Below are 22,065 nucleotides of genomic sequence, written 5' to 3' on the forward strand. Positions count from 1 at the left end.
GTGCACAAGCTCTTGCGTGAGATTACGTAGTTACGTAATCTCAAGTGCGTGGAACTGGAAGAGCGCATGACCGAGCTGGAGCGCCGCATCGCGGCGCTCGAAGCGGCCGACCGCACGGCTCCCTCCCTGGGAGAAGGTGACTTCTGGGCCCTGGACGGGCTCAAGGAGCAGCTCGCCGAGCTGAAGGCCGCCGACGGAGGCGTGCTGTTCACGGGCGCGGTGCGGCTGCCGACCGGCGAGCGGTACGACTGGCAGCACGGCACGCTCACCTCGGATCTGCTCACCTACGAGTGGCCGGACGTGGCCGAATCCTTCGCGGCCCTCGGCCACCCGGTCCGGCTCCGGCTGCTCCGCGAGATAGCGGGCGGCCGCCGCACCGCCGCCGAGCTGGCGGAGCTGGACGACATCGGCACGACCGGGCAGATCTACCACCACCTGCGCCAGCTGACGGCCGCCGGCTGGCTGCACAGCACCGGCCGGGGCCGCCACGAGGTCCCGGCGGGCCGGGTGGTGCCGCTGCTGGTGGCGCTGGCGGCGGCGCGGCCCTGACCGCACCGACGAAGACTTGGGGGAATCATGTCCGCACGCAAACTCGCCATGACCGCCTGCCGCGCGCTCCAGATCGCCTTCTTCGCCCTGGTGATCGCCCATGTCGCGCTGGACCTCGGCCATCCCGTGTGGTGGGACTTCCTGCCGCTGCTGCTCGCGTACGCCGTGCTGATCGTCGCCAACCGGTGGGGCGGAGCCCCGGACAGCCCCCGCGCCGCCCGGGAACCGGTCGAGGTCGAGCCCCCGGTCACCGGCCGCTGGATCGCGCTGAACAGCCCGGCGGACCACACCCCGAGCCACCACACCCACGCCTACGGCCAGACCTTCGCCATCGACGTGGTCGCCGAGCCCGAGCCCGGTTCCCGTCCGCCGTTCCGCGCGCTGTGGCCCGTGGCCCGGCGCAACGACGACTTCCCCGCCTACGGCGCCCACCTGCACGCGGTGGCCGACGCCACGGTCGTCCGGGCCACCGACACGGCCCGCGACCACCTCAGCCGCGGCTCGGTGCCCGCGCTCGCGTACCTGATGATCCTGGAGGCGAACGTCCGCGACCTGCTCGGCGCCGGGAGGATCCTCGGCAACCACGTGATCCTCGACCTCGGCGACGGCGTCCACGCCCTCTACGCCCACCTCCGGCGCGGCTCCCTGACCGTCCGCGAGGGCGAGAGGGTGCACGCGGGCCAGGTGCTCGCCCAGGTCGGCAACTCGGGCAACTCCACCGAGCCCCACCTGCACTTCCAGCTCATGGACGGCCCCGACCCCGACAGCGCGCGCGGCATACCGTTCACCTGGCGAGGCACGGGCGTCCCCCGCAACAACGAGGTGTTCGAGGTTCCGGCACGTCCTGTCGGCGCCCGCGCATAGGCTTCCGCCATGCCACCGGCCAGGAAACGCCCCCGCTCCTACGACCCCGCCAAGACCCGCGCCGCCGTCCTGGCCCAGTTCGGGAACGTGCGCACCGCGGTCGGCGCCCTCACCCCCGAGCAGCTCGCCGCGCCGACCCGGCTCGGCGACTGGACCGTCCGGGAGCTGGTCGCCCACATCGGCGTCGCGCTGCTGGCCGTCGACCGGCTGCTGGACGAACCGGAGCCCGCCAAGCAGGACGCCCGGCTGACGGACTGGCCCGCCGCCATCGCCGCCGACGCCGGAGCCATCGCCGACACGGCCCACCGGCTCGCGGCAGGCCATCCCGACCTCGACGCCTATCTGGCGGACGCCGAGCGGCGCTTCACCGCCCGCCTCGACGCCCGTCCGAGCGGCAGGCTGCTCCGGACCAGCGCGGGCGTCCTGCCCCTCACCGACTACGTGGTCACCCGCACCGTGGAGCTGGTCGTCCACACCGACGACCTGAACGCAGCCCTCCCCGGCCTGGACGTCCCGTACGACCGGCAGGCGCTGGCCACCTGCGTGCGGCTGCTGGCCGACGCGCTCGCCGCGAAGGCGCCCGGCGGCTCCACGGAAGTGCGCGTCCCGCCGTTCGCGGTGGTGCAGTGCGTGGAGGGTCCCCGGCACACGCGCGGCACCCCGCCGAACGTGGTGGAGACCGACCCGCTCACCTGGATCCGGCTGGCCGGCGGGCGGCTCTCCTGGACGGACGCCGTGGCCTCCGCCGCGGTGAATGCCGGCGGGGAGCGCGCCGATCTCGGGCCGTACCTGCCGCTGCTCGGCTGAGACGCGGGCGCCGAACCGGGGGGAACCGCCCACTCCGCCCCTCCGTCGAAGCGGCATGGACCGACAGAAGCACACCCCGCGCAGGACCCTGGCGGCCGTCGCCGTGCTCGTCGTCCCGTTCGCCGCGGCCTGCGGCAGCGAGAAGGCGGGCGGCGGCAGCGGCGCCGCCGAGGCGGAGCGGCCGGTCACCGGCGTCCGCTGGAGCGTCGACAGCGTCACCGTCGACGGCGCCACCCACCGCGCCCCGGACGGGGCCCACCTCACCCTCGGCGAGGACGGCCGGGCCACCGGCAGCTACGGCTGCAACCTCTTCGAGGCCCGCGTCCGCACCGACGGCGACCGCGTCCGCCTCATGGACCCCGAGACCACCCTGCGGGCCTGCGACGAGCAGGTCATGAAAGGCGAGAGTGCCGTCTCCCGCGCCCTGGCCGCCGGAGAGCTGAAGTCCGACGTCGAGGGCGGCCGTCTCACGCTGACCACCGCCTCCGGCGACACCGTGCGCCTCAGCGAGGCACAGGACAGCCCCCTGCACGGCACCCGCTGGAACGTCACCACACCCGACGGCGCCGGCCGCGCCCACCTCACCTTCGACAAGAAACGCGGCACGGTCTCCGGGAACCTCGGCTGCAACCAGGTGAACGCCGACGCCACCGTGCGCGACGGCCATATCACCCTCGGCGTCCCGTCCCTGACCCGAATGATGTGCGAAGACTCACTCATGGACGCCGAGAAGGCCTTGACGAAGCTGTTCAACGGGACCGCCACTTACGCGGTCGACGGCGACGCCCTCAGGCTGACCAGCGAAAACGGCACCGAGGTACGGGCCGTCGCGGCCCGCTGACCCACCCGCGGGGCCACATCCCGCATTCGGACCAGTGGTCGATCTCGCCTACACTCGGAGGCGTGCCACGTGGTGACGGACGACTCAACCACGACCTGCTCCCCGGCGAGAAAGGCCCCCAGGACGCTTGCGGCGTCTTCGGTGTCTGGGCTCCGGGCGAAGAGGTCGCCAAGCTCACGTACTTCGGGCTCTACGCCCTCCAGCATCGGGGCCAGGAATCCGCGGGAATCGCGGTCAGCAACGGCTCCCAGATCCTCGTCTTCAAGGACATGGGCCTGGTGTCCCAGGTCTTCGACGAGACCTCCCTCGGCTCCCTCCAGGGTCACATCGCGGTCGGTCACGCCCGCTACTCGACCACCGGCGCCTCCGTGTGGGAGAACGCCCAGCCGACGTTCCGCGCCACCGCGCACGGATCCATCGCGCTCGGCCACAACGGCAACCTGGTCAACACGGCGCAGCTCGCCGACATGGTCGCCGAGCTCCCCAAGGAGAACGGCCGCGCGCCCAAGGTGGCCGCGACCAACGACACCGACCTGATCACCGCCCTGCTGGCCGGCCAGCGTGCCGCCGACGGCGAGCCGGTGACCGTGGAGCAGGCCGCGCACGTGGTCCTGCCCAAGGTGAAGGGCGCCTTCAGCCTCGTCTTCATGGACGAGAACACCCTTTACGCGGCCCGTGACCCGCAGGGCATCCGCCCGCTGGTCCTCGGCCGGCTGGAGCGCGGCTGGGTGGTCGCCTCCGAGTCCGCCGCCCTCGACATCTGCGGCGCGAGCTACGTCCGCGAGATCGAACCGGGCGAGTTCGTCGCCATCGACCAGAACGGACTGCGAACGTCCCGATTCGCGGAAGCGAAGCCCAAGGGGTGCGTCTTCGAGTACGTGTACCTGGCCCGCCCCGACACCGACATCGCCGGGCGGAACGTCTACCTCTCGCGCGTCGAGATGGGCCGCAAGCTCGCCGAGGAGGCCCCGGTCGAGGCCGACCTGGTCATACCGACCCCGGAGTCCGGCACCCCCGCCGCCATCGGCTACGCGGAGGCCTCCGGCATCCCGTTCGGCGCCGGCCTGGTCAAGAACGCGTACGTCGGCCGTACGTTCATCCAGCCCTCGCAGACCATCCGGCAGCTCGGCATCCGCCTGAAGCTGAACCCGCTCAAGGAAGTCATCAAGGGCAAGCGCCTGGTCGTCGTCGACGACTCGATCGTGCGCGGCAACACCCAGCGGGCCCTGGTCCGCATGCTCCGTGAGGCGGGCGCCGCCGAGGTCCACATCCGGATCTCCTCGCCGCCCGTGAAGTGGCCCTGCTTCTTCGGCATCGACTTCGCCACCCGCGCCGAGCTGATCGCCAACGGCATGACCATCGAGGAGATCGGCACCTCGCTCGGCGCCGACTCCCTGGCGTACATCTCCCTCGACGGCATGATCGAGGCGACCACCATCGCCAAGCCCAACCTGTGCCGCGCCTGCTTCGACGGCGAGTACCCGATGGAGCTGCCCGACCCCGAGCTCCTCGGCAAGCAGCTGTTGGAGACCGAGCTGGCCGCCGGCACCGCCGCCCCGGCCGCGGTCGACGCGATCCGCCGCCCGTAAGCCCTGACGGACGACACGAAAGCTCTCACAGCCATGTCCCAGAACACTGGTGCCAGCTACGCAGCGGCGGGCGTCGACATCGAAGCGGGCGACCGCGCGGTCGAGCTGATGAAGGAGTGGGTGAAGAAGACGCAGCGCCCTGAGGTCCTCGGCGGCCTCGGCGGCTTCGCCGGCCTCTTCGACGCCTCCGCCCTGAAGAACTACGAGCGCCCGCTGCTCGCCTCCGCCACGGACGGCGTCGGCACCAAGGTCGACATCGCGCGGCAGATGGGCGTCTACGACTCCATCGGCCACGACCTGGTCGCGATGGTCATGGACGACATCGTGGTGTGCGGCGCCGAGCCGCTGTTCATGACCGACTACATCTGCGTCGGCAAGGTCCACCCCGAGCGTGTCGCGGCCGTCGTGAAGGGCATCGCGGAGGGCTGTGTGCTGGCCGGATGCGCCCTGGTGGGCGGCGAGACGGCCGAACACCCGGGTCTGCTGGGTCCGGACGACTTCGACGTCGCCGGGGCCGGTACGGGCGTGGTGGAGGCCGACCGGCTGCTCGGCGCCGACCGCATCCGTTCGGGTGACGCCGTGATCGCCATGGCGTCCTCCGGGCTTCACTCCAACGGCTACTCGCTCGTCCGCCACGTGCTGCTGGAGCGGGCGGGTCTGTCGCTGGACGCCCGGATCGACGAGCTGGGCCGCACCCTCGGCGAGGAGCTGCTGGAGCCCACCAAGATCTACTCGCTGGACTGCCTGTCGCTGATCCGCACCACCGAGGTGCACGCGTTCAGCCACGTCACCGGCGGCGGACTGGCGGCCAACCTGGCCCGGGTGATCCCGGACGGGCTGCACGCCACGGTGGACCGCTCCACCTGGACGCCCGCCCCGGTGTTCGACCTGGTCGGGCGGACCGGCTCGGTCGAGCGGCTGGAGCTGGAGAAGACGCTGAACATGGGCGTCGGAATGATCGCGATCGTGCCGCAGGAGTCCGTCGACGTGGCGCTCACCACGCTGGCCGATCGCGGCGTGGACGCCTGGGTGGCCGGCGAGATCACCGGGCGCGGTGACCACACCACGGGTGCTGCTCTTGTCGGTGACTACGCGAACTGAGCACGGAGGCGCTGCCCGCTCGGTGAACGGGCGGGCAGCGCACCGGCCGACGGGGCCGGTCCGGGCAGCACTGAACCCGGCGGGTGACCTGGGTCACCGACCGGGTTCATGCACCACGCAAGGTCAAGCGCCGCGACGCTGTTGCGAGGACCGGCCGTCCTCGTCGTCCTCGTCGTCCTCGTAGAGGTCGGCGTACTTTGCGTACAGGTCGTCGTCTTGCTCATCGTCCTCGAAACGATCACCGTTCGGTGACTGATTCGACGTCGATGCGCCCAGCTCCTCGGCCAGGCGTGAGAGGTCAGTCCCACCGCTGTTGTACTTCAGCTGGCGGGCGACCTTCGTCTGCTTGGCCTTGGCCCGGCCGCGCCCCATGGCTCGACCCCCTCAACGACGGGGCTCGACGGCCCCAGAGTCTTGACACGCGTTCATGGTCCAGAACGGGCTCTCCGTGGAGAGACCGGTCCGTAGGGCTTCCACGGTACCTGAGCCCGCGGCCATACGGTACGTCGCCCGCATGACGTGCCCGCGCCCGGGACCGCCGAGGCGCCCCGTCCTCGCTGGTCAACCGCGATTTTAACCACTTATCGACGGCCGACCCGCCGGGAGAAGTGAGAGTTCTCTCCAAGTGCCCCCCGGCGGGTACCGCTCATGCGTGCGAAACGCCCCGATCGGGGGCGCCTCGCAGGACCTCATCGCAGCGGGCGCGCCTCCGCCATCCGCTGCTCGGCGATCCGGTCGGCCGCGGCGGCCGGCGGAATACCGTCCTCCTTCGCACGTGCGAATATGGCAAGCGTGGTGTCGAAGATCTTCGACGCCTTCGCCTTGCACCGGTCGAAATCGAAGCCGTGCAGCTCGTCCGCCACCTGGATCACGCCGCCGGCGTTCACCACGTAGTCCGGCGCGTAGAGGATCCCGCGGTCGGCGAGGTCCTTCTCCACACCCGGGTGGGCGAGCTGGTTGTTGGCAGCGCCGCAGACCACCTTGGCGGTCAGCACCGGCACGGTGTCGTCGTTCAGGGCGCCGCCGAGCGCGCACGGGGCGTAGACGTCCAGGCCCTCGGTGCGGATCAGCGTCTCCGTGTCGGCCACGGCCGACACGCCCTCGGGATGCCGGTCGAGGATCCGGCGGACGGCGTCCTCACGCACGTCGGTGATCACGACCTCGGCGCCCTCGGCCCGCAGGTGCTCCACCAGGTGGTGCCCGACCTTGCCCACGCCCGCGATGCCGACCTTGCGGTCACGCAGCGACGGGTCGCCCCACAGGTGCTGGGCGGCGGCCCGCATGCCCTGGTAGACGCCGTAGGAGGTGAGCACCGACGAGTCGCCCGCGCCGCCGTTCTCGGGGGAGCGGCCGGTGGTCCAGCGGCACTCCCGGGCCACGACGTCCATGTCGGCGACGTAGGTGCCGACGTCGCACGCGGTGACGTAGCGGCCGCCGAGGGAGGCGACGAACCGGCCGTAGGCCAGCAGCAGCTCCTCGGTCTTGATCCGCTCCGGGTCGCCGATGATCACGGCCTTGCCGCCGCCGTGGTCGAGACCGGCCATGGCGTTCTTGTACGACATCCCGCGCGCGAGGTTGAGCGCGTCGGCGACGGCCTCCTCCTCGGAGGCGTACGGGTAGAAACGCGTGCCGCCCAGGGCGGGGCCCAGAGCGGTGGAGTGGATGGCGATGACGGCCTTGAGGCCGCTGGCACGGTCCTGGCAGAGCACGACTTGTTCGTGGCCGCCCTGGTCCGAACGGAACAGGGTGTGCAGGACGCCGTCAGATACGTCGGTCACTGTGGTGACTCCTGAGTAAGTAGCGGCGGGTGGGACGGGCTCCCGTACGGGTGGCGGGGGCTGTGGCACGAGAGTAGATCCTTACGCGCCGGTCGGCGGCACTGTGTCCCGGATCACCTCCGTCCGGAGTACCGCGTGCGACGATTTGCCGGGGTTTCCCACCCGTCCGGGCGGGGGCCGGGCAGGTTTTCGCAGCGGTCCGCGGGGGAGGGAGCAGAGCGTGACCAAGGTGTCCTCGGTGATCGTCCCCTACGCCTCCTACCTGCGCGTCTACGAACCGCTGGCCGCCTTCCGCGAGCCGGAGCGCGGCCACTGGGAGCGGTACGCCCGGCGTGACGACCTCCCCTCCTACCAGGAGGAGCTGCGCCGGTCGCTGGCCGACCTCGCGGCGGTCCCGCCGGCGCCGGTCCCGGTGCACGAGAGCGACGACGCCTTCGTGCTGGAGACGGACGGAGAGGTCCGGGTCTGCCCGTGGCGCACCCGGCTGCGCGGCTGGCAGGCCCTGGGCGAGCTCGCGGAGGAGTACCCGCTGCCGGTCCTTGACGCCCTGCTGCCCCCCGTCGTGCGGCACGAGACGAGCCAGGACTACGAGCGCTGGCTGGCCGAGCATCCCGACGCGCGGCCGTGGATCCGTACCTCCACCTGGCAGGTGCCGATCAACTGGTTCGTGCTCTTCGCCGACGAGGAGCGCGAGTACGCCGAGGGCTCCGGGGGCGAGGTCCCGGTCCTGCGCTACCGCACGCCCATGGTGCAGGCGCGGCGCCGGGTGGCGCGGGGGCTGCGGGCGCTGCGGGACGCCGTGGACGAGAGCCTGCTGATCGACGGCCTGGTGGACGTCGGCCGCTGGCTGGAGGAGTTCCACCCGCGGTCGCTGGTCGAGCTGGACTACGGGGGACTGGTGCACGCCCTGCCGGCCGGCGCCCTGGAGGAGGACCACTCGGCGGCCGACGTCGGCGAGGGGATCGCGGCGCTGCGGCGGGGCGACGAGGGGGGCGCGGCGGAGGCGTACGGGCGCCTCGTCGAGCGCTGGCGCGCGGTCCGTGGCCTGCGCTCGGCGAACTGACGTTTGACCAAACGCCCTTCTTGGGGTTTTGTCTTCGCCCTGAGGTGGGTTGAAGTCGCGTCAATCCGGATGCGACATCGGACGTAGCGGCCGTTCCGGGCGTAAGTCCCAAGCGTGTCAAGCGTGACGGACCGCACGTACAAGGCCCTTGCGTCCCTTGCCCCTCCTCATGCCAAAATAGGACAAGGAGTCCGGGGAGGGCTCCTCCGTCCTGCTGTGCTCCACTATGGGCGGAATCTCAGCATTGCACGCTTTGGGGGGTCCGGTGACTCCTGCACGTTGCTGTGACTGATCGTCACAGGGGCGTGACTGTCCGCTATGGCATGGTCCATCGGCTTCCGCGGCTGATGAACACCTGGGAGGGCAATTCCATCGGTTTGGCCGACGTGGCTGGACAGATGGTGTAGTTGTAGTGCCGAGGACAAGCCGTTCGTCCTATAACCGACTCGACTCGCGTCCGCCATTTCGGGCAACGCGGGTCAAGGTGCAGAATTTAGAGGAAAGAACCGAGAAGGTTCGGTTCTCCCGAGGAGGCCGCTCATGACCGCTCGCACCCCTGATGCCGAGCCGCTGCTGACCCCCGCTGAGGTTGCCACCATGTTCCGCGTCGACCCGAAGACGGTCACGCGCTGGGCGAAGGCCGGCAAGCTCACGTCGATCCGCACGCTCGGCGGGCACCGCCGCTACCGCGAGGCCGAGGTCCGCGCACTGCTCGCGGGCATCCCGCAGCAGCGCAGCGAGGCCTGAACCTGCATGAACCGGGCAGAACCGGCTGGTCCCCCACCGGCCGCGACGCCCGGGAACCTTAGCTCCAAGCGACGCGGGGACTGCCCCAACAGCCCCCTCGCCCAGCCGAGTCAGAGCTGCACAGCCAACTGAACACCGGGTGCGTCGTCGATCGCGCTGGACTCCGCCGGGTCCAGCGCGATCTTTTTTGTGCGCCGGTGGTGGGTCCGCGCGCGGTCCGGACGGCCTCAACGGCCTTCTGTGCGCGGGCTTGTCGGACTCTGAGGGCGCCTGTGGGATCGGCTGCGGAGGTGTCGGGGCAGAGCACTCGGGGAGGTGCAATTGCACATATTAAATTGACCTGTTGTAGGCGAGGTGTAAGTTCCGCCCTGGTGAAAACTCATGCGGTGACACCCGTCACATACCAGCCGGGTTGTTGAGCCGACGGCATATGCGCTAGACGGAACGCGCGTTGACGGCGGCTTGTTCCTGTGGCCCCTCGGCGGGTTCGGGCGGCTCCGCGGGCTCGGTGTCGTCGACGGGCGCGGAGTCCATCGCCAGGCGCTGGAGACGGTGGCAGACCGGGCAGTGGCGGGTGAGATGCCGGTACGACGACGCGGCCGCGAGGTGCGCGCGGAGCAGTGCCCGTGTCTCGTGCCTGGCCGATGCCGTCATGCGCCACCTCCGGTCCCCCGCGGGCACGTGCCCTGTTCCTGGAGTACCGAGGGACGGCGAGGCCGTCAAGACGGGGCAGGGGCCCGGGACAAGGGCGTTGAGGCCCTCCTTGGGCCACGGGGGCCTGCGGGGAGGCCCTTACGACGCCTGCGGCGCCCGTACTGGTCCGTACGGGTCGTACGGGTCCGCACATGCGGAAGGCCCGCCATCCCTTACGGGGGGCGGGCCTTCCGGTATGCGGTCCTGACGGGATTTGAACCCGCGGCCTCCACCTTGACAGGGTGGCGAGCACTCCAAACTGCTCCACAGGACCTCAGTCGCGGCGCTTTCCTGCGTTGCGCTGCGAGAAGGACTGTACAGGAGCGGGAGCCCCCTGGTCGAACTCACCCTGCGTGCGGGTCCCGTCACGGTGCCGCGGCGTCGATCGCCTTCACGATCCGCTTGTCCGACACGGGGTACGCCGTGCCCAGCGCGTGGGCGAAGTAGCTGACCCGCAGCTCCTCGATCATCCAGCGGATGTCCCGCACCTGCTGCGGCACCGGCCGTCCCTGCGGCATCTGCTCCAGGAGCCAGGCGTACTCGTCCTGCATCTCGTGGACCTTCGCCATGCGCGTGGTGTCCCGCTGCACGTTCGTCGGCATCTGCTGCAGCCGGCGGTCGGCGGCCACCAGGTACCGCATCAGGTCCGGCATCCTCCGCAGCCCCGCCTCGGTCACGAAACCCGGCTTCACGAGCCCGTCCAACTGCGTGCGGACGTCCGTGAGGTTCGGCAGCAGCGCGGGGCTGCGGACGCCCTTCAGACGGCGCTCACAGGCCTGCCAGGCGGCCAGCACCTGCTGCACCTGCCCGACCGCGCGGACCGTCGTGTCGACGATCTCCGCGCGCACCTTGTCGAACAGCTTCCGGTACGACTCCTCGTCCCACACCGGACCGCCGAAGTCCGCGATCAGCTTGTCCGCCGCGGCCATGGCGCAGTCGTCGAACAGCGCCTGCACCGAGCCGTGCGGATTGGCCGACAGAGCGAGTTTCTGAGGGTTGGTCAGCTTCTCGGACGCGAACTTCGCGGGATTGACCGGGATCCCCAGCAGGACCAGCCGCCGGGTGCCCTTCCACATCGCCTCCGCCTGCTCGGCCTCCGAGTCGAACAGCCGCACCGACACCGAGTCGCCGTCGTCCACCAGTGCCGGGTACGCCTTCACCGGCTGGCCGGCCCGGCGCGTCTCGAACACCCTGGTGAGCGAACCGATCGTCCAGTCCGTCAGCCCCTTGCGTTCCAGTGACTCCCCGCCCTGACGCTGCGCCGTGGCGGCGGCCGCCTGCGACAGCGCCTTGCGCGCCTTGGGACGCAGCTTGAGCTTCAGCGCCTCCAGGTCCTTGTCCTCGGCGAGCGTGCGGCGCCGCTCGTCGACGATCCGGAACGTCACCTTCAAGTGCTCGGGGACGCGGGACCAGTCGAAGTCGTCCGCCTCGAACGGCACCCCGACCATCCGCTTCAGCTCACGGGCCATGGTGACGGTCAGCGGCTCCTGCAGCGGCACCGCGCGCTCCAGGAACGCCTTCGCGTAGTTCGGCGCCGGCACGTAGTGGCGCCGGATCGGCTTGGGCAGCGAGCGGATCAGCTCCGTGACGACCTCTTCGCGCAGACCCGGGATCTGCCAGTCGAAGCCCTCGTCCGTGACCTGGTTCAGCACCTGGAGCGGGATGTGGACGGTCACGCCGTCCGCGTCCGCCCCGGGCTCGAACTGGTACGTCACACGGAACTTGAGCGGCCCCTGGTGCCAGGTGTCGGGGTAGTCGGCCTTGGTGACCGCGTCAGCCGACTCACGGATCAGCATCTCCCGCTCGAAGTCGAGGAAGTCGGGCTGCTCGCGCCGCTTGTGCTTCCACCACGAGTCGAAGTGCGCCCCCGAGACCACATGGCCGGGGATCCGCTGGTCGTAGAAGTCGAAGAGGGTCTCGTCGTCGACCAGGATGTCCCGGCGCCGCGCCCGGTGCTCCAGCTCCTCGACCTCGGTCAGCAGCTTGCGGTTGTCCGCGAAGAACTTGTGGTGCGTGCGCCAGTCGCCCTCCACCAGGGCGTTGCGGATGAACAGCTCGCGGGACAGCTCCGGGTCGATCCGCCCGTAGTTCACCTTCCGCTGCGCCACGATCGGCACGCCGTACAGCGTGACCTTCTCGTACGCCATCACGGCCGCCTGGTCCTTCTCCCAGTGCGGCTCGCTGTAGGTGCGCTTGAGCAGGTGCTCGGCGAGCGGCTCCACCCACTCCGGCTCGATCTTCGCGTTGACCCGCGCCCACAGCCGGGACGTCTCCACCAGCTCCGCCGACATCACGAACCGCGGAGGCTTCTTGAACAGCGCGGAGCCCGGGAAGATGGCGAACTTGGCATTGCGCGCGCCGAGGTACTCGTTGCGCCCGCCGTCACGCCGGCCACCGCCCTGCCCGGAGTCCTTGGACTCCTTCACGTCCTTCATGCCGATGTGCGAGAGCAGACCGGCCAGCAGGGAGACGTGGATGCGGTCGGCGGGGGCGTCCTGGTCGTTGAGGTGGATGCCCATCTGCTTGGCGACGGTCCGCAGCTGGGCGTAGATGTCCTGCCACTCGCGGATGCGCAGGAAGTTCAGGTACTCCTGCTTGCACATCCGCCGGAACGACGAGGAGCCGCGCTCCTTCTGCTGCTCGCGGATGTACCGCCACAGGTTGAGGAAGGCGAGGAAGTCGCTGGTCTCGTCGCGGAACCGGGCGTGCTGCTGGTCGGCCTGCGTCTGCTTGTCGGCGGGACGCTCGCGCGGGTCCTGGATGGACAGGGCCGCCGCGATGACCATGACCTCGCGGACACAGCCGTTGCGGTCGGCCTCCAGCACCATGCGCGCCAGACGCGGGTCCACCGGCAGTTGGGCCAGCTTCCGGCCCGTCTGGGTGAGGCGCTTGCGCGGGTCCTTCTGCGTGGGGTCCAGCGCGCCGAGCTCCTGGAGCAGCTGGACGCCGTCGCGGATGTTGCGGTGGTCCGGCGGGTCGATGAAGGGGAACTTCTCGATCTCGCCCAGGCCGGCCGCCGTCATCTGGAGGATGACCGAGGCGAGGTTGGTCCGCAGGATCTCCGCGTCGGTGAACTCGGGACGCGAGAGGAAGTCGTCCTCGCTGTAGAGCCGGATGCAGATGCCGTCCGAGGTACGGCCGCAGCGGCCCTTGCGCTGGTTGGCACTGGCCTGCGAGATCGGCTCGATCGGCAGCCGCTGCACCTTGGTGCGGTGGCTGTAGCGCGAGATACGGGCGAAGCCGGGGTCGATGACGTACTTGATGCCGGGGACGGTGAGGGAGGTCTCGGCCACGTTGGTGGCCAGCACGATCCGGCGGCCGCTGTGCTGCTGGAACACCCGGTGCTGCTCGGCGTGCGACAGCCGGGCGTACAGCGGCAGCACCTCGGTGGAGCGGTACCGTTTCTTGGTCAGCGCGTCCGCCGTGTCCCGGATCTCCCGCTCGCCGGAGAGGAACACCAGGATGTCGCCGGGACCCTCCGCCATCAGCTCCTCGACGGCGTCGGTGATCGCGGTGATCTGATCCCGGTCGGCGTCGTCGGAGTCCTCTTCCAGCAACGGCCGGTACCGCACCTCCACCGGGTACGTCCGCCCGCTGACCTCGATGATCGGGGCGTCGTCGAAGTGCCGGGAGAAACGCTCGGGGTCGATGGTCGCCGAGGTGATGACGACCTTGAGGTCGGGACGCTTCGGCAGCAGCTGGGCGAGATAGCCGAGCAGGAAGTCGATGTTCAGGGACCGCTCGTGCGCCTCGTCGATGATGATCGTGTCGTAGGCGCGCAGGTCGCGGTCGGTCTGGATCTCCGCGAGGAGGATGCCGTCCGTCATCAGCTTGACGAACGTGGCCTGCGGGTCCACCTGGTCGGTGAAGCGGACCTTCCAGCCGACGGCCTCGCCGAGCGGGGTGTCCAGCTCCTCGGCGACCCGCTCGGCCACCGTGCGGGCCGCGATCCGCCGGGGCTGGGTGTGCCCGATCATGCCGCGGACGCCGCGTCCCAGCTCCATGCAGATCTTAGGGATCTGCGTGGTCTTGCCGGAGCCCGTCTCACCGGCCACGATCACCACTTGGTGATCACGGATGGCCTCGGCGATGGCGTCCTTCTTCTGGCTGACGGGCAGCTGCTCGGGATACCTGACCTCCGGCACCCTGGCCCGGCGCGCCGCCATCCGCTCCTCGGCCGCGGCGACCTCCGCCTCGATCTCACCGAGCACGGCGGCGCGTGCTTCCGGCTTGCGGATCTTGCGGGCGCCCTCGAGCCGCCGCCCGAGCCGGTGCGCATCGCGCAGCGACAGCTCGGAGAGACGGGAGGCGAGGGAGCCCAGGGCGGGGGCAGAGTGCGTAGACATACGGACTCCAGGATCTCAGACCGCGGAAAAACGCGGCGAGCCATTTTGCCGGGGCACACAACAAGGCCCCGATCACTGATCGGGGCCTTTGCTGTGGCTGGGGCCGGGGTCGAACCGGCGACCTTCCGCTTTTCAGGCGGACGCTCGTACCAACTGAGCTACCCAGCCGCGATGTTTCACGTGAAACATCAGCGGTCCTGACGGGATTTGAACCCGCGGCCTCCACCTTGACAGGGTGGCGAGCACTCCAAACTGCTCCACAGGACCAAGCATGTGTCGTACGACAGTGTCGCACAGGGTGGTGCGTGCCCCCAACGGGATTCGAACCCGTGCTACCGCCTTGAAAGGGCGGCGTCCTAGGCCGCTAGACGATGAGGGCTATCGGCCCGCCTGGGCGCTTCTCAGCGCGTCGGGGACGTGAGAAGCATATGGGATGGCGGGACGGTTCGCCAAAACGCTTTAGGAGCGGGGTCGCGACGGCGTGGCGGACGGGGACCCGGACGAGGCGCCGGGGGAGCTTCCGGAGGGGGACGGGGAGCTGTCCGCGCCCGGCTGGTTCTCCTCGGGCAGGTGCCTGCTGACCTCCGCCGTGGTGAGCCCGAGACCGCCCAGCTCGATCGAGTCCCAGGCCTGGAGGCGCTTGGTGTCCCGGTCGAAGTAGAGGATCGACGTCTCGATCGGGTCCGGGTACGTGCCCTCGATCGCGCGCAGGCCGCTGCCGCCGGTGGAGCCCTCGACACGCAGCCGGGTTCCGTACCGCATGACCTCGGTGTCCTCGCGGTGGATATGGCCGGAGAGGACCAGCGGCACGGTGCCGTCGACCTCGCGGGCCGCCGAGGGCTCGTGGACGACCGCCACGTCCACCGGGGTGCCGGCCCGCTTCTGGTCCCGCATCGCGGAGGCGAGCCGGGCGCCCGCCAGTTCCTGGGACTGCTCGGCGCCGGTCCTCTGGGTGCGGTCGGGGGTGAACTGCGGATCGCCGATGCCGGCGAAGCGCAGACCCGCGACGGTCCGCGCCCGGCCGTCGTCGAGGACGTGCACGTTCCTCATCCGGTCGAGGTAGCGCTGGGTGACGAGCGAGTCGTGGTTGCCGCGCACCCACACGTACGGGGCTCCCAGGTCCTCGATCGGGTCCAGGAAGCCGTTCTCGGCGGCCGTGCCGTGGTCCATCGTGTCGCCGGAGTCGACGATCACGTCCACCCGGTACTGCTCCACCAGCGAGGCGATGATCTTCCAGCTCGCGGGGTTGAGATGGATGTCGGAGACGTGCAGGACGCGGATGGTGGTCGGGTCCGGCTGGTAGACGGGGAGCGTGGACGTGGCGTCGTAGAGCTTGGTCACGTTGGTGACCAGACGGGCCAACTCCTGCTGGTAGACGTCGAACTCGGTGACGATGCTGCGCGCGTCGCCGACCAGCGAGGGCGCGGAGGACAGCAGGCCGGAGAACTTCGGCTCCAGCACCGAGTCCGGGTTCCAGGTGGCGTACGCCGTGCCGCCGGACGCGGCCAGCAGGCCGAGGGCGAGCCCTCCGGCGGCCAGGGCGCGGCGCGGGCGGCGGTAGACGAGAAGGCCGAGCGTGGCGGCGCCGGTGACGACGGCGACGCAGGAGCGCACGGCGAGGTCCGCGGTGCCGCGGGCGATGTCCTCGGTGACCTCGTCCTGGAGCCCCGAGAGGCGCTCCGGGTGGTCGACCAGGGCCCGGGAGCGCTCGGGGTCGAGCTGGTCGACGTTGACGTCGAGGCGCACCGGGGCGATGTGGCTGTCGAGCTGCAGCGCGCCCAGGGGCGACACGTTGATCTTCGTGCCGCCGGTGAAGGACGGGCGCAGGGTCATGGTGGTGTTCATCGGGCCGACCGGCACACGGACGTTGCCGACGACGAGCAGGCCGAGCCATGCGCCGAGCAGCACCACCGCCACCAGCCCGAGAGCGCGCACCCAGGGGCGCGGCGGTGCGCCGGGAGTGAGCGCGAGGGCCGGCGCGGCCGGGGGCCGGGTGCCGGAGCGATGGCGGCGGGTCAGGGCCTGCGGGAGCCGTGGGAAGCGGTGGATCAGGTTCATGACGGCAGTCGGGACGCGGGCCATTGATCCCCTATGCCCGTGGGGGCGGCCGGATATGCGGGCGCCGCCCGTCTCTCGTACGGACGGATCGTCCCCGACAATGGCTTCGTGCTGGAGATGACGCGCGAGGAGTTCGAGGAGCTGGTCGCCGAGGCGCTCGACCGGATCCCTCCGGAGCTGACGCGGCTCATGGACAACGTCGCGGTGTTCGTGGAGGACGAGCCGCCGGCGGACGACCCGGAGCTGCTCGGGCTCTACGAGGGGACGCCGCTGACCGAGCGGGGGGAGTGGTACGCCGGGGTGCTGCCCGACCGGATCACCGTCTACCGGGGGCCGACCCTGCGGATGTGCGAGTCCCGGGAGGACGTGGTCACGGAGACCGAGATCACGGTGGTGCACGAGATCGCGCACCACTTCGGGATCGACGACGCCCGGCTGCACGCGCTCGGCTACGGATAGGCCGTTCGCGTGTCCTCCTGCGGGTGAGGGGAGTTGGGGTTGTCGACCCTGTACTCCGACCGGAGGTGGCCCCGTGCGCCGCTTGTACGTACCCGTCCGCCTGGCCGCCACGGTCGTGGCCGTCGCCGCCGCCGCCGGATGTGTGAGCGTGGGTGACGACGGCGGAGGGAAGGCCGCGCCGTCCCACTCCGCGGGCCGCTCCGGCGGCGAGGCCCCGGACGGCGGCACCGACCGGGTGGGCGGCAAGGCCGGCCACGGAGCGGCCGGGGCCGACGGCGGGCGCGACGAGGAGGGCGGCAAGGGCAAGGACGGGAAGGGCGGGAAGAAGAAGCGGAAGGGCGAGCGCCCTTCTCCGTCCGGCGACCGGCCGTCCGCCGAGGAGAGCCGCCCCGCGTCCGACGGCGGCGGCCCGGACGAGCCCGCGCGTCCGACCCCCGACGACCGCCCCGGCCCGCCCGAGCCCAGCCGGACCCCGGACCCGCAGCCCTCGGACCCGCCGCAGGACCCGGGGCCGACGTCCGAGCCGACCCAGGCCGAGCCGTCCTCGTCCGCCCACCAGCCGCCCGACACCCAGCTCGCGCAGCGGGAGCCCGCGCCGCGGGCGGGGGCGCCGGCCTGACGGTCACCACGGTCCCGTCGTACGCTTCTCACCTGCTGATTTGCATCCGAGGGGCCGGGGTGCGTATGGTGGCAGATCGTTTGATCCTATTTGCCCGGCGCCACAACAGAGCGCGCCGTGTGGCGCGTACTCTCTCCCTTGCCGTGGTGGACCGCATTGAGGCGGTCGTGATTGCGAACTGCGAATCACGGAGTTGACGGGCGCGTGCCGAAGAGACTCCGGAAGGTTTCGCATTCGTATGCCCATCGCCAGTACTGATCACGTCGTCGTGCCCGAGAACACCGAGGACACCGACACCACTGCCGCCACCGAGGCGGCGACCCCCGAGATCACCTTCGCCTCCCTCGGCCTGCCCGAGGGCGTCGTGCGCAAGCTCGCGCAGAACGGCGTGACCACCCCCTTCCCGATCCAGGCCGCGACCATCCCGGACGCCCTGGCCGGCAAGGACATCCTCGGCCGCGGCCGCACCGGCTCCGGCAAGACCCTCTCCTTCGGCCTGCCGACCCTGGCGCAGCTCGCCGGCGGCCGCACCGAGAAGCACAAGCCGCGCGCCGTCATCCTGACGCCGACCCGCGAGCTGGCCATGCAGGTGGCCGACGCCCTCCAGCCCTACGGCGACGTTCTCGGCCTCAAGATGAAGGTCGTCTGCGGCGGCACCTCCATGGGCAACCAGATCTACGCCCTCGAGCGCGGCGTCGACGTCCTCGTCGCCACCCCGGGCCGGCTGCGCGACATCATCAACCGCGGCGCCTGCTCGCTGGAGAACGTGGAGATCGCGGTCCTCGACGAGGCCGACCAGATGTCCGACCTCGGCTTCATGCCCGAGGTCACGGAGCTGCTCGACCAGGTCCCCGCGGGCGGTCAGCGCATGCTCTTCTCCGCCACCATGGAGAACGAGATCAAAACCCTCGTCGACCGCTACCTCGACTCCCCGGTGTCGCACGAGGTGGACGCGGCGCAGGGCGCGGTGACGACCATGTCGCACCACATCCTCGTCGTGAAGCCCAAGGACAAGGCGCCGGTCACCGCGGCCATCGCCTCCCGCAAGGGCCGCACCATCATCTTCGTCCGCACCCAGCTCGGCGCCGACCGCGTCGCCGAGCAGCTGCGCGACTCCGGTGTGAAGGCCGAGGCGCTGCACGGCGGCATGACCCAGGGCGCCCGTACCCGCACCCTCGCCGACTTCAAGGACGGCTACGTCAACGTCCTGGTCGCCACCGACGTCGCCGCCCGCGGCATCCACGTCGACGGCATCGACCTGGTGCTGAACGTCGACCCGGCCGGCGACCACAAGGACTACCTGCACCGCGCCGGCCGCACCGCGCGTGCCGGCCGCACCGGCACGGTCGTCTCCCTGTCGCTGCCGCACCAGCGGCGCCAGATCTTCCGTCTGATGGAGGACGCGGGCGTCGACGCCACGCGCCACATCATCCAGGGCGGCGCGGCCTTCGACCCGGAGGTCGCCGAGATCACCGGCGCCCGCTCGATGACCGAGGTGCAGGCCGAGTCCGCCGGCAACGCCGCGCAGCAGGCCGAGCGCGAGGTCGCCCAGCTCACCAAGGAGCTGGAGCGCGCCCAGCGCCGCGCCACCGAGCTGCGCGAGGAGGCCGACCGGCTGCTGGCCCGTGCCGCGCGTGAGCGGGGCGAGGACCCGCAGGCCGTGATCGCCGAGGCGGCCGCCGTGGTGGCCGAGGCCGAGGTGACGCTGCCGGAGCAGCCGACCGCGCAGGACGTCGAGCGGACCGAGCGCGTCGAGCGCCCGGCGGCCTCGGCGCCGTACGAGCGGCGTGAGCGGCGGGACGACCGGGACGACCGCGGCGGCTTCCGCCGTGACGACCGGGCCGGCGACCGTGGTGACCGTGGAGGCTTCCGCCGTGACGACCGTGGTGACCGAGGCGGGCGTTCCTTCGAGCGCCGTGACGACCGGGGCGGCTTCCGCCGTGACGACCGTGGCGACCGTGGCGGCTTCCGTCGCGACGACCGCCGTGACGACCGCGGTGACCGCGGTGGTCGGTCCTTCGAGCGTCGTGACGACCGCGGTGACCGTGGCGGCTTCCGCCGTGACGACCGCGGTGACCGTGGCGGCTTCCGCCGTGACGACCGCGGTGACCGTGGAGGCTTCCGCCGTGACGACCGCCGTGACGACCGCGGTGACCGCGGTGGGTTCCGCCGTGACGACCGCGGTGACCGTGGCGGGCGTTCCTTCGAGCGCCGTGACGACCGTGGCGACCGCGGTGGTCGGTCCTTCGAGCGCCGTGACGGCGGCGACCGCGGCGGCTTCCGCCGTGACGACCGTCCCGGCCACCGGGGCAGCGACCGCCCGTTCAACCGCGACCGTCAGGGCGACCGCCCGGGCTTCCGCTCCGGCGGCCACGACCGCCCGTACGGCCGTCGTGACGACCACCGCGGCGGCGGCTCGTTCCAGCGCCGCGAGGACAAGCCGCGCTGGAAGCGCAACGGCTGACACCGCCTCACCGAAGTGACCGCCGAGGGCCCGCGCGACACGCGTCGCGCGGGCCCTCGCGCATGTGTGCCCCCTCCGGCCGCCACGCGCCTGCCCGATACCCGATCGGCTCCCCGGCCACGTCCGGCTATGCTCGGGGAGGCAACATCGCCAGGGGCCCTTAGCTCAATTGGCAGAGCAGTGGACTTTTAATCCATTGGTTGTGGGTTCGAGTCCCACAGGGCCTACCTCCCGCGGGAGGGGGAGCCACCCCCGACGCGCGCAGCGGCGCTCGCACCGGTCAGGCCGGCGCGAGCGCCGTTCGCGTTCTCCGGAAGGGGCGGGTCAGCGGGGTGACGGGCGCCGGGCGTCGTCCTCGTCCGGACGCCGATAGGGGTCGAGGAGCTGCACGCCGATGCCGCTGGCCACCAGGCCGGCCGCGATCAGCAGCCCGTCGGGGACGACGATGCCCGCGACCAGCATCCCCAGCCCCACGATCAGCACCCACCAGGCACCGGTCCGCCGGTACTCGCGCGGCCGGGTCGGGCGGCCGGTGGCGAGGGAGCGGACGAAACGGGGGTCCTCGTGCTCGAGTCGGGCCGCGAGATCGACCAGGCGGTCGTCGTCGGACTGGGGCACGGCTCCTCCTTCCCAGGGGGTGGCCGCCCGGTCACACCGTCGACGGCCGTCGCTCCGGGCACCGGGACGTGCGCGAACCGCCGGCGTGCCGCCAACCAGGGCCGGACACCCAGGAGTTTGCCCGTGTGCCGAGGTCGTCACCCGCCCGGTACGGTGCCTCCAGCCTCGCCCGGGGCGCACGGCCGGGGCCATCCGTCGCGCCCCCCAGCTCGCTGGGGGAGCGGTACGCACGGGACCGTGGGCCGGGGTCCGCCCACGCCGGGAAAATGGGGACTGTCACCGATGGCGCGGCCCCGGTCAGGGGCGGAGGCTGGACGGTGACGGCCCGCGCCGCGCCCCCGGCCGCGGGCCGTCGGGACCATGAGCGGACCGACGGCGAGGAGGCGGCACCGGGTGCCTCTGTTCTGGCGCATCTTCCTGCTGAACGCCGTCGTGCTGATCGTCGCCACCGCCCTGCTCCTCGGACCCGTCACCGTGTCCACGCCGGTGCTGCTCACCGAGGCCGCCGTGCTCACCGTGGGACTGGCCGCCATGCTCGTCGCCAACGCCCTGCTGCTGCGCGTCGGACTCGCCCCGCTGCAGCGCCTCACCCGCGCCATGAACACCACCGACCTGCTCCGCCCGGGACACCGGACCGTGGTCGGCGGGCGCGGCGAGATCGCCGAGCTGATCACCACGTACAACACGATGCTGGACCGGCTGGAGGACGAGCGGGCCACCAGCAGTGCGCGGGCCCTGTCCGCGCAGGAGGCGGAGCGCCGCCGTATCGCCCGCGAGCTGCACGACGAGGTGGGCCAGTCGCTGACCGCCGTGCTGCTGCAGCTCAAGCGGGCCGCCGACCACGCACCGGCGGAGCTCGGCGACGAGCTGCGCCAGGTGCAGGAGACCACCCGCGCCTCGCTGGAGGAGATCCGGCGGATCGCCCGCCGGCTGCGTCCCGGTGTGCTGGACGAGCTGGGCCTGACCAGTGCTCTCAAGGCGCTCGCCACCGAGTTCGGCGGTCCCGGGCTGACCGTCCAGCACTGCCTCGGCCCCGACCTGCCCGAGCTGGACCGCGAGTCGGAGCTGGTGCTCTACCGGGTCGCCCAGGAGGGCCTCACCAACATCGCGCGGCACGCGGGGGCGCGCCGCGCCGAGCTGGCCCTGCGCCGCACGCCCGGCGGGGTCGAGCTGCGGGTCCGCGACGACGGCCGCGGCATCGGCGGCGCCGACGAGGGCGCCGGCATCCGCGGCATGCGGGAGCGGGCGCTGCTGGTGGGGGCCGAGCTGACCGTGGAGCCCCGCGCGGGCGGCGGCACCGAGCTGCGGCTCGCCGTGCCCGTCCCCGCGCGTTTCCCCGCGCACGTCCTCGTCCCCGTGCGGCCCGTACGGAAGTCCGTCCCCTCGACCACCCCGGCCGTCGTGCGCCGCTCCGCGCCGGCGCACGCGCCGCCCCCGTGACCGACGTCCCCCGACCGGAAACGCTGAAC

Annotated in this window: 18 protein-coding genes and 5 tRNA genes; 13 read left to right on the forward strand and 10 right to left on the reverse strand. The window is 71.5% G+C overall.

Annotated features, from left to right (window positions below; all coding sequences use genetic code 11):
- Positions 1 to 48 precede the first annotated feature (48 nt).
- The 6 genes from ELQ39_RS16875 (at position 49) to purM (ending at position 5,751) form a co-directional block, all read left to right on the forward strand.
- Positions 49 to 549 carry an ArsR/SmtB family transcription factor gene (locus tag ELQ39_RS16875; protein WP_242592541.1) on the forward strand — a complete coding sequence of 167 codons (501 nt, stop codon included), beginning with the start codon at positions 49 to 51 and terminating at the stop codon, positions 547 to 549.
- Between the two features lie 27 nt (positions 550 to 576).
- Positions 577 to 1,413 carry a M23 family metallopeptidase gene (locus ELQ39_RS16880; protein WP_242592543.1) on the forward strand — a complete coding sequence of 279 codons (837 nt, stop codon included), beginning with the start codon at positions 577 to 579 and terminating at the stop codon, positions 1,411 to 1,413.
- 9 nt (positions 1,414 to 1,422) lie between these two features.
- Positions 1,423 to 2,220 carry a sterol carrier family protein gene (locus tag ELQ39_RS16885; protein ID WP_242592544.1) on the forward strand — a complete coding sequence of 266 codons (798 nt, stop codon included), beginning with the start codon at positions 1,423 to 1,425 and terminating at the stop codon, positions 2,218 to 2,220.
- A 55-nt stretch (positions 2,221 to 2,275) separates the two neighbouring features.
- Positions 2,276 to 3,061 carry an META domain-containing protein gene (locus ELQ39_RS16890; protein ID WP_242592545.1) on the forward strand — a complete coding sequence of 262 codons (786 nt, stop codon included), beginning with the start codon at positions 2,276 to 2,278 and terminating at the stop codon, positions 3,059 to 3,061.
- A gap of 62 nt (positions 3,062 to 3,123) precedes the next feature.
- On the forward strand, positions 3,124 to 4,650 hold the full coding sequence (gene purF / locus ELQ39_RS16895) for an amidophosphoribosyltransferase (protein ID WP_048460397.1): 1,527 nt from the start codon (positions 3,124 to 3,126) through the stop codon (positions 4,648 to 4,650).
- A gap of 33 nt (positions 4,651 to 4,683) precedes the next feature.
- Complete coding sequence (gene purM, locus ELQ39_RS16900; protein ID WP_190004524.1) at positions 4,684 to 5,751, forward strand: phosphoribosylformylglycinamidine cyclo-ligase; 1,068 nt, start codon at positions 4,684 to 4,686, stop codon at positions 5,749 to 5,751.
- Positions 5,752 to 5,874: 123 nt separating this feature from the next.
- Here the strand turns inward: purM and ELQ39_RS16905 are convergent, their stop codons facing one another.
- Entirely contained in the window at positions 5,875 to 6,123 is a 249-nt protein-coding gene (locus ELQ39_RS16905; RefSeq protein WP_190004525.1) for a DUF3073 domain-containing protein, read from the reverse strand.
- A 317-nt stretch (positions 6,124 to 6,440) separates the two neighbouring features.
- Positions 6,441 to 7,529: a Leu/Phe/Val dehydrogenase gene (locus ELQ39_RS16910; protein WP_190004526.1), complete on the reverse strand. Its 1,089-nt coding sequence runs from the start codon at positions 7,527 to 7,529 to the stop codon at positions 6,441 to 6,443.
- A 220-nt stretch (positions 7,530 to 7,749) separates the two neighbouring features.
- On the opposite strand from ELQ39_RS16910, the gene ELQ39_RS16915 reads away from it, so the two are divergent.
- Together ELQ39_RS16915 and bldC are read left to right on the forward strand one after the other, a co-directional pair.
- Positions 7,750 to 8,592 carry a hypothetical protein gene (locus ELQ39_RS16915; protein WP_242592546.1) on the forward strand — a complete coding sequence of 281 codons (843 nt, stop codon included), beginning with the start codon at positions 7,750 to 7,752 and terminating at the stop codon, positions 8,590 to 8,592.
- 540 nt (positions 8,593 to 9,132) lie between these two features.
- Positions 9,133 to 9,339, forward strand: a complete 207-nt coding sequence (gene bldC / locus ELQ39_RS16920; protein WP_003949541.1) for a developmental transcriptional regulator BldC — start codon at positions 9,133 to 9,135, stop codon at positions 9,337 to 9,339.
- Between the two features lie 435 nt (positions 9,340 to 9,774).
- Here bldC and ELQ39_RS16925 read toward each other — a convergent pair whose 3' ends face one another.
- The 7 genes from ELQ39_RS16925 to ELQ39_RS16955 all read right to left on the reverse strand — a co-directional run bounded on the left by ELQ39_RS16925 (position 9,775) and on the right by ELQ39_RS16955 (position 16,460).
- Positions 9,775 to 9,993, reverse strand: coding sequence for a DUF6274 family protein (locus tag ELQ39_RS16925; RefSeq protein WP_190004528.1), 219 nt, complete (start codon positions 9,991 to 9,993; stop codon positions 9,775 to 9,777).
- Between the two features lie 238 nt (positions 9,994 to 10,231).
- Positions 10,232 to 10,306: transfer RNA gene (locus ELQ39_RS16930), tRNA-Asp, on the reverse strand.
- A gap of 91 nt (positions 10,307 to 10,397) precedes the next feature.
- Positions 10,398 to 14,378, reverse strand: a complete 3,981-nt coding sequence (hrpA, locus tag ELQ39_RS16935) for an ATP-dependent RNA helicase HrpA (protein WP_242592547.1) — start codon at positions 14,376 to 14,378, stop codon at positions 10,398 to 10,400.
- Between the two features lie 94 nt (positions 14,379 to 14,472).
- Positions 14,473 to 14,546 (reverse strand) — tRNA-Phe (locus tag ELQ39_RS16940).
- 24 nt (positions 14,547 to 14,570) lie between these two features.
- Positions 14,571 to 14,645, reverse strand: a tRNA-Asp gene (locus ELQ39_RS16945).
- Positions 14,646 to 14,684: 39 nt separating this feature from the next.
- Positions 14,685 to 14,757: transfer RNA gene (locus ELQ39_RS16950), tRNA-Glu, on the reverse strand.
- 80 nt (positions 14,758 to 14,837) lie between these two features.
- Positions 14,838 to 16,460: a metallophosphoesterase family protein gene (locus ELQ39_RS16955; protein WP_242592548.1), complete on the reverse strand. Its 1,623-nt coding sequence runs from the start codon at positions 16,458 to 16,460 to the stop codon at positions 14,838 to 14,840.
- Between the two features lie 84 nt (positions 16,461 to 16,544).
- On the opposite strand from ELQ39_RS16955, the gene ELQ39_RS16960 reads away from it, so the two are divergent.
- The 4 genes from ELQ39_RS16960 (at position 16,545) to ELQ39_RS16975 (ending at position 20,205) form a co-directional block, all read left to right on the forward strand.
- Positions 16,545 to 16,895 (forward strand): metallopeptidase family protein, encoded by a 351-nt coding sequence (locus ELQ39_RS16960; RefSeq protein ID WP_026244081.1) that lies wholly within the window; start codon positions 16,545 to 16,547, stop codon positions 16,893 to 16,895.
- Between the two features lie 73 nt (positions 16,896 to 16,968).
- Complete coding sequence (locus ELQ39_RS16965) at positions 16,969 to 17,514, forward strand: hypothetical protein (protein ID WP_242592549.1); 546 nt, start codon at positions 16,969 to 16,971, stop codon at positions 17,512 to 17,514.
- Between the two features lie 238 nt (positions 17,515 to 17,752).
- Positions 17,753 to 19,978 carry a DEAD/DEAH box helicase gene (locus tag ELQ39_RS16970; protein WP_242592550.1) on the forward strand — a complete coding sequence of 742 codons (2,226 nt, stop codon included), beginning with the start codon at positions 17,753 to 17,755 and terminating at the stop codon, positions 19,976 to 19,978.
- Between the two features lie 154 nt (positions 19,979 to 20,132).
- Positions 20,133 to 20,205, forward strand: a tRNA-Lys gene (locus tag ELQ39_RS16975).
- 97 nt (positions 20,206 to 20,302) lie between these two features.
- Here the strand turns inward: ELQ39_RS16975 and ELQ39_RS16980 are convergent.
- Positions 20,303 to 20,596 carry a DUF3040 domain-containing protein gene (locus tag ELQ39_RS16980; RefSeq protein WP_242592552.1) on the reverse strand — a complete coding sequence of 98 codons (294 nt, stop codon included), beginning with the start codon at positions 20,594 to 20,596 and terminating at the stop codon, positions 20,303 to 20,305.
- Between the two features lie 393 nt (positions 20,597 to 20,989).
- Between ELQ39_RS16980 and ELQ39_RS16985 the strand changes: the two genes are divergently transcribed.
- Positions 20,990 to 22,036 (forward strand): HAMP domain-containing sensor histidine kinase, encoded by a 1,047-nt coding sequence (locus ELQ39_RS16985; RefSeq protein WP_242592553.1) that lies wholly within the window; start codon positions 20,990 to 20,992, stop codon positions 22,034 to 22,036.
- The last annotated feature ends 29 nt before the right edge of the window (positions 22,037 to 22,065 follow it).

The organism is Streptomyces sp. GB4-14 (assembly GCF_022696125.1).
In the GTDB taxonomy this organism is placed as follows: Bacteria; Actinomycetota; Actinomycetes; order Streptomycetales; family Streptomycetaceae; genus Streptomyces; species Streptomyces werraensis.

Coding starts and splice junctions, on each gene's coding strand:
- purM (WP_190004524.1), top strand. CDS start 4,684: ATGTCCCAGAACACTGGTGCCAGCTACGCAGCGGCGGGCGTCGACATC.
- ELQ39_RS16970 (WP_242592550.1), top strand. CDS start 17,753: ATGCCCATCGCCAGTACTGATCACGTCGTCGTGCCCGAGAACACCGAG.
- ELQ39_RS16885 (WP_242592544.1), top strand. CDS start 1,423: ATGCCACCGGCCAGGAAACGCCCCCGCTCCTACGACCCCGCCAAGACC.
- bldC (WP_003949541.1), top strand. CDS start 9,133: ATGACCGCTCGCACCCCTGATGCCGAGCCGCTGCTGACCCCCGCTGAG.
- ELQ39_RS16955 (WP_242592548.1), bottom strand. CDS start 16,460: ATGGCCCGCGTCCCGACTGCCGTCATGAACCTGATCCACCGCTTCCCA.
- ELQ39_RS16905 (WP_190004525.1), bottom strand. CDS start 6,123: ATGGGGCGCGGCCGGGCCAAGGCCAAGCAGACGAAGGTCGCCCGCCAG.
- ELQ39_RS16880 (WP_242592543.1), top strand. CDS start 577: ATGTCCGCACGCAAACTCGCCATGACCGCCTGCCGCGCGCTCCAGATC.
- ELQ39_RS16890 (WP_242592545.1), top strand. CDS start 2,276: ATGGACCGACAGAAGCACACCCCGCGCAGGACCCTGGCGGCCGTCGCC.
- ELQ39_RS16925 (WP_190004528.1), bottom strand. CDS start 9,993: ATGACGGCATCGGCCAGGCACGAGACACGGGCACTGCTCCGCGCGCAC.
- hrpA (WP_242592547.1), bottom strand. CDS start 14,378: ATGTCTACGCACTCTGCCCCCGCCCTGGGCTCCCTCGCCTCCCGTCTC.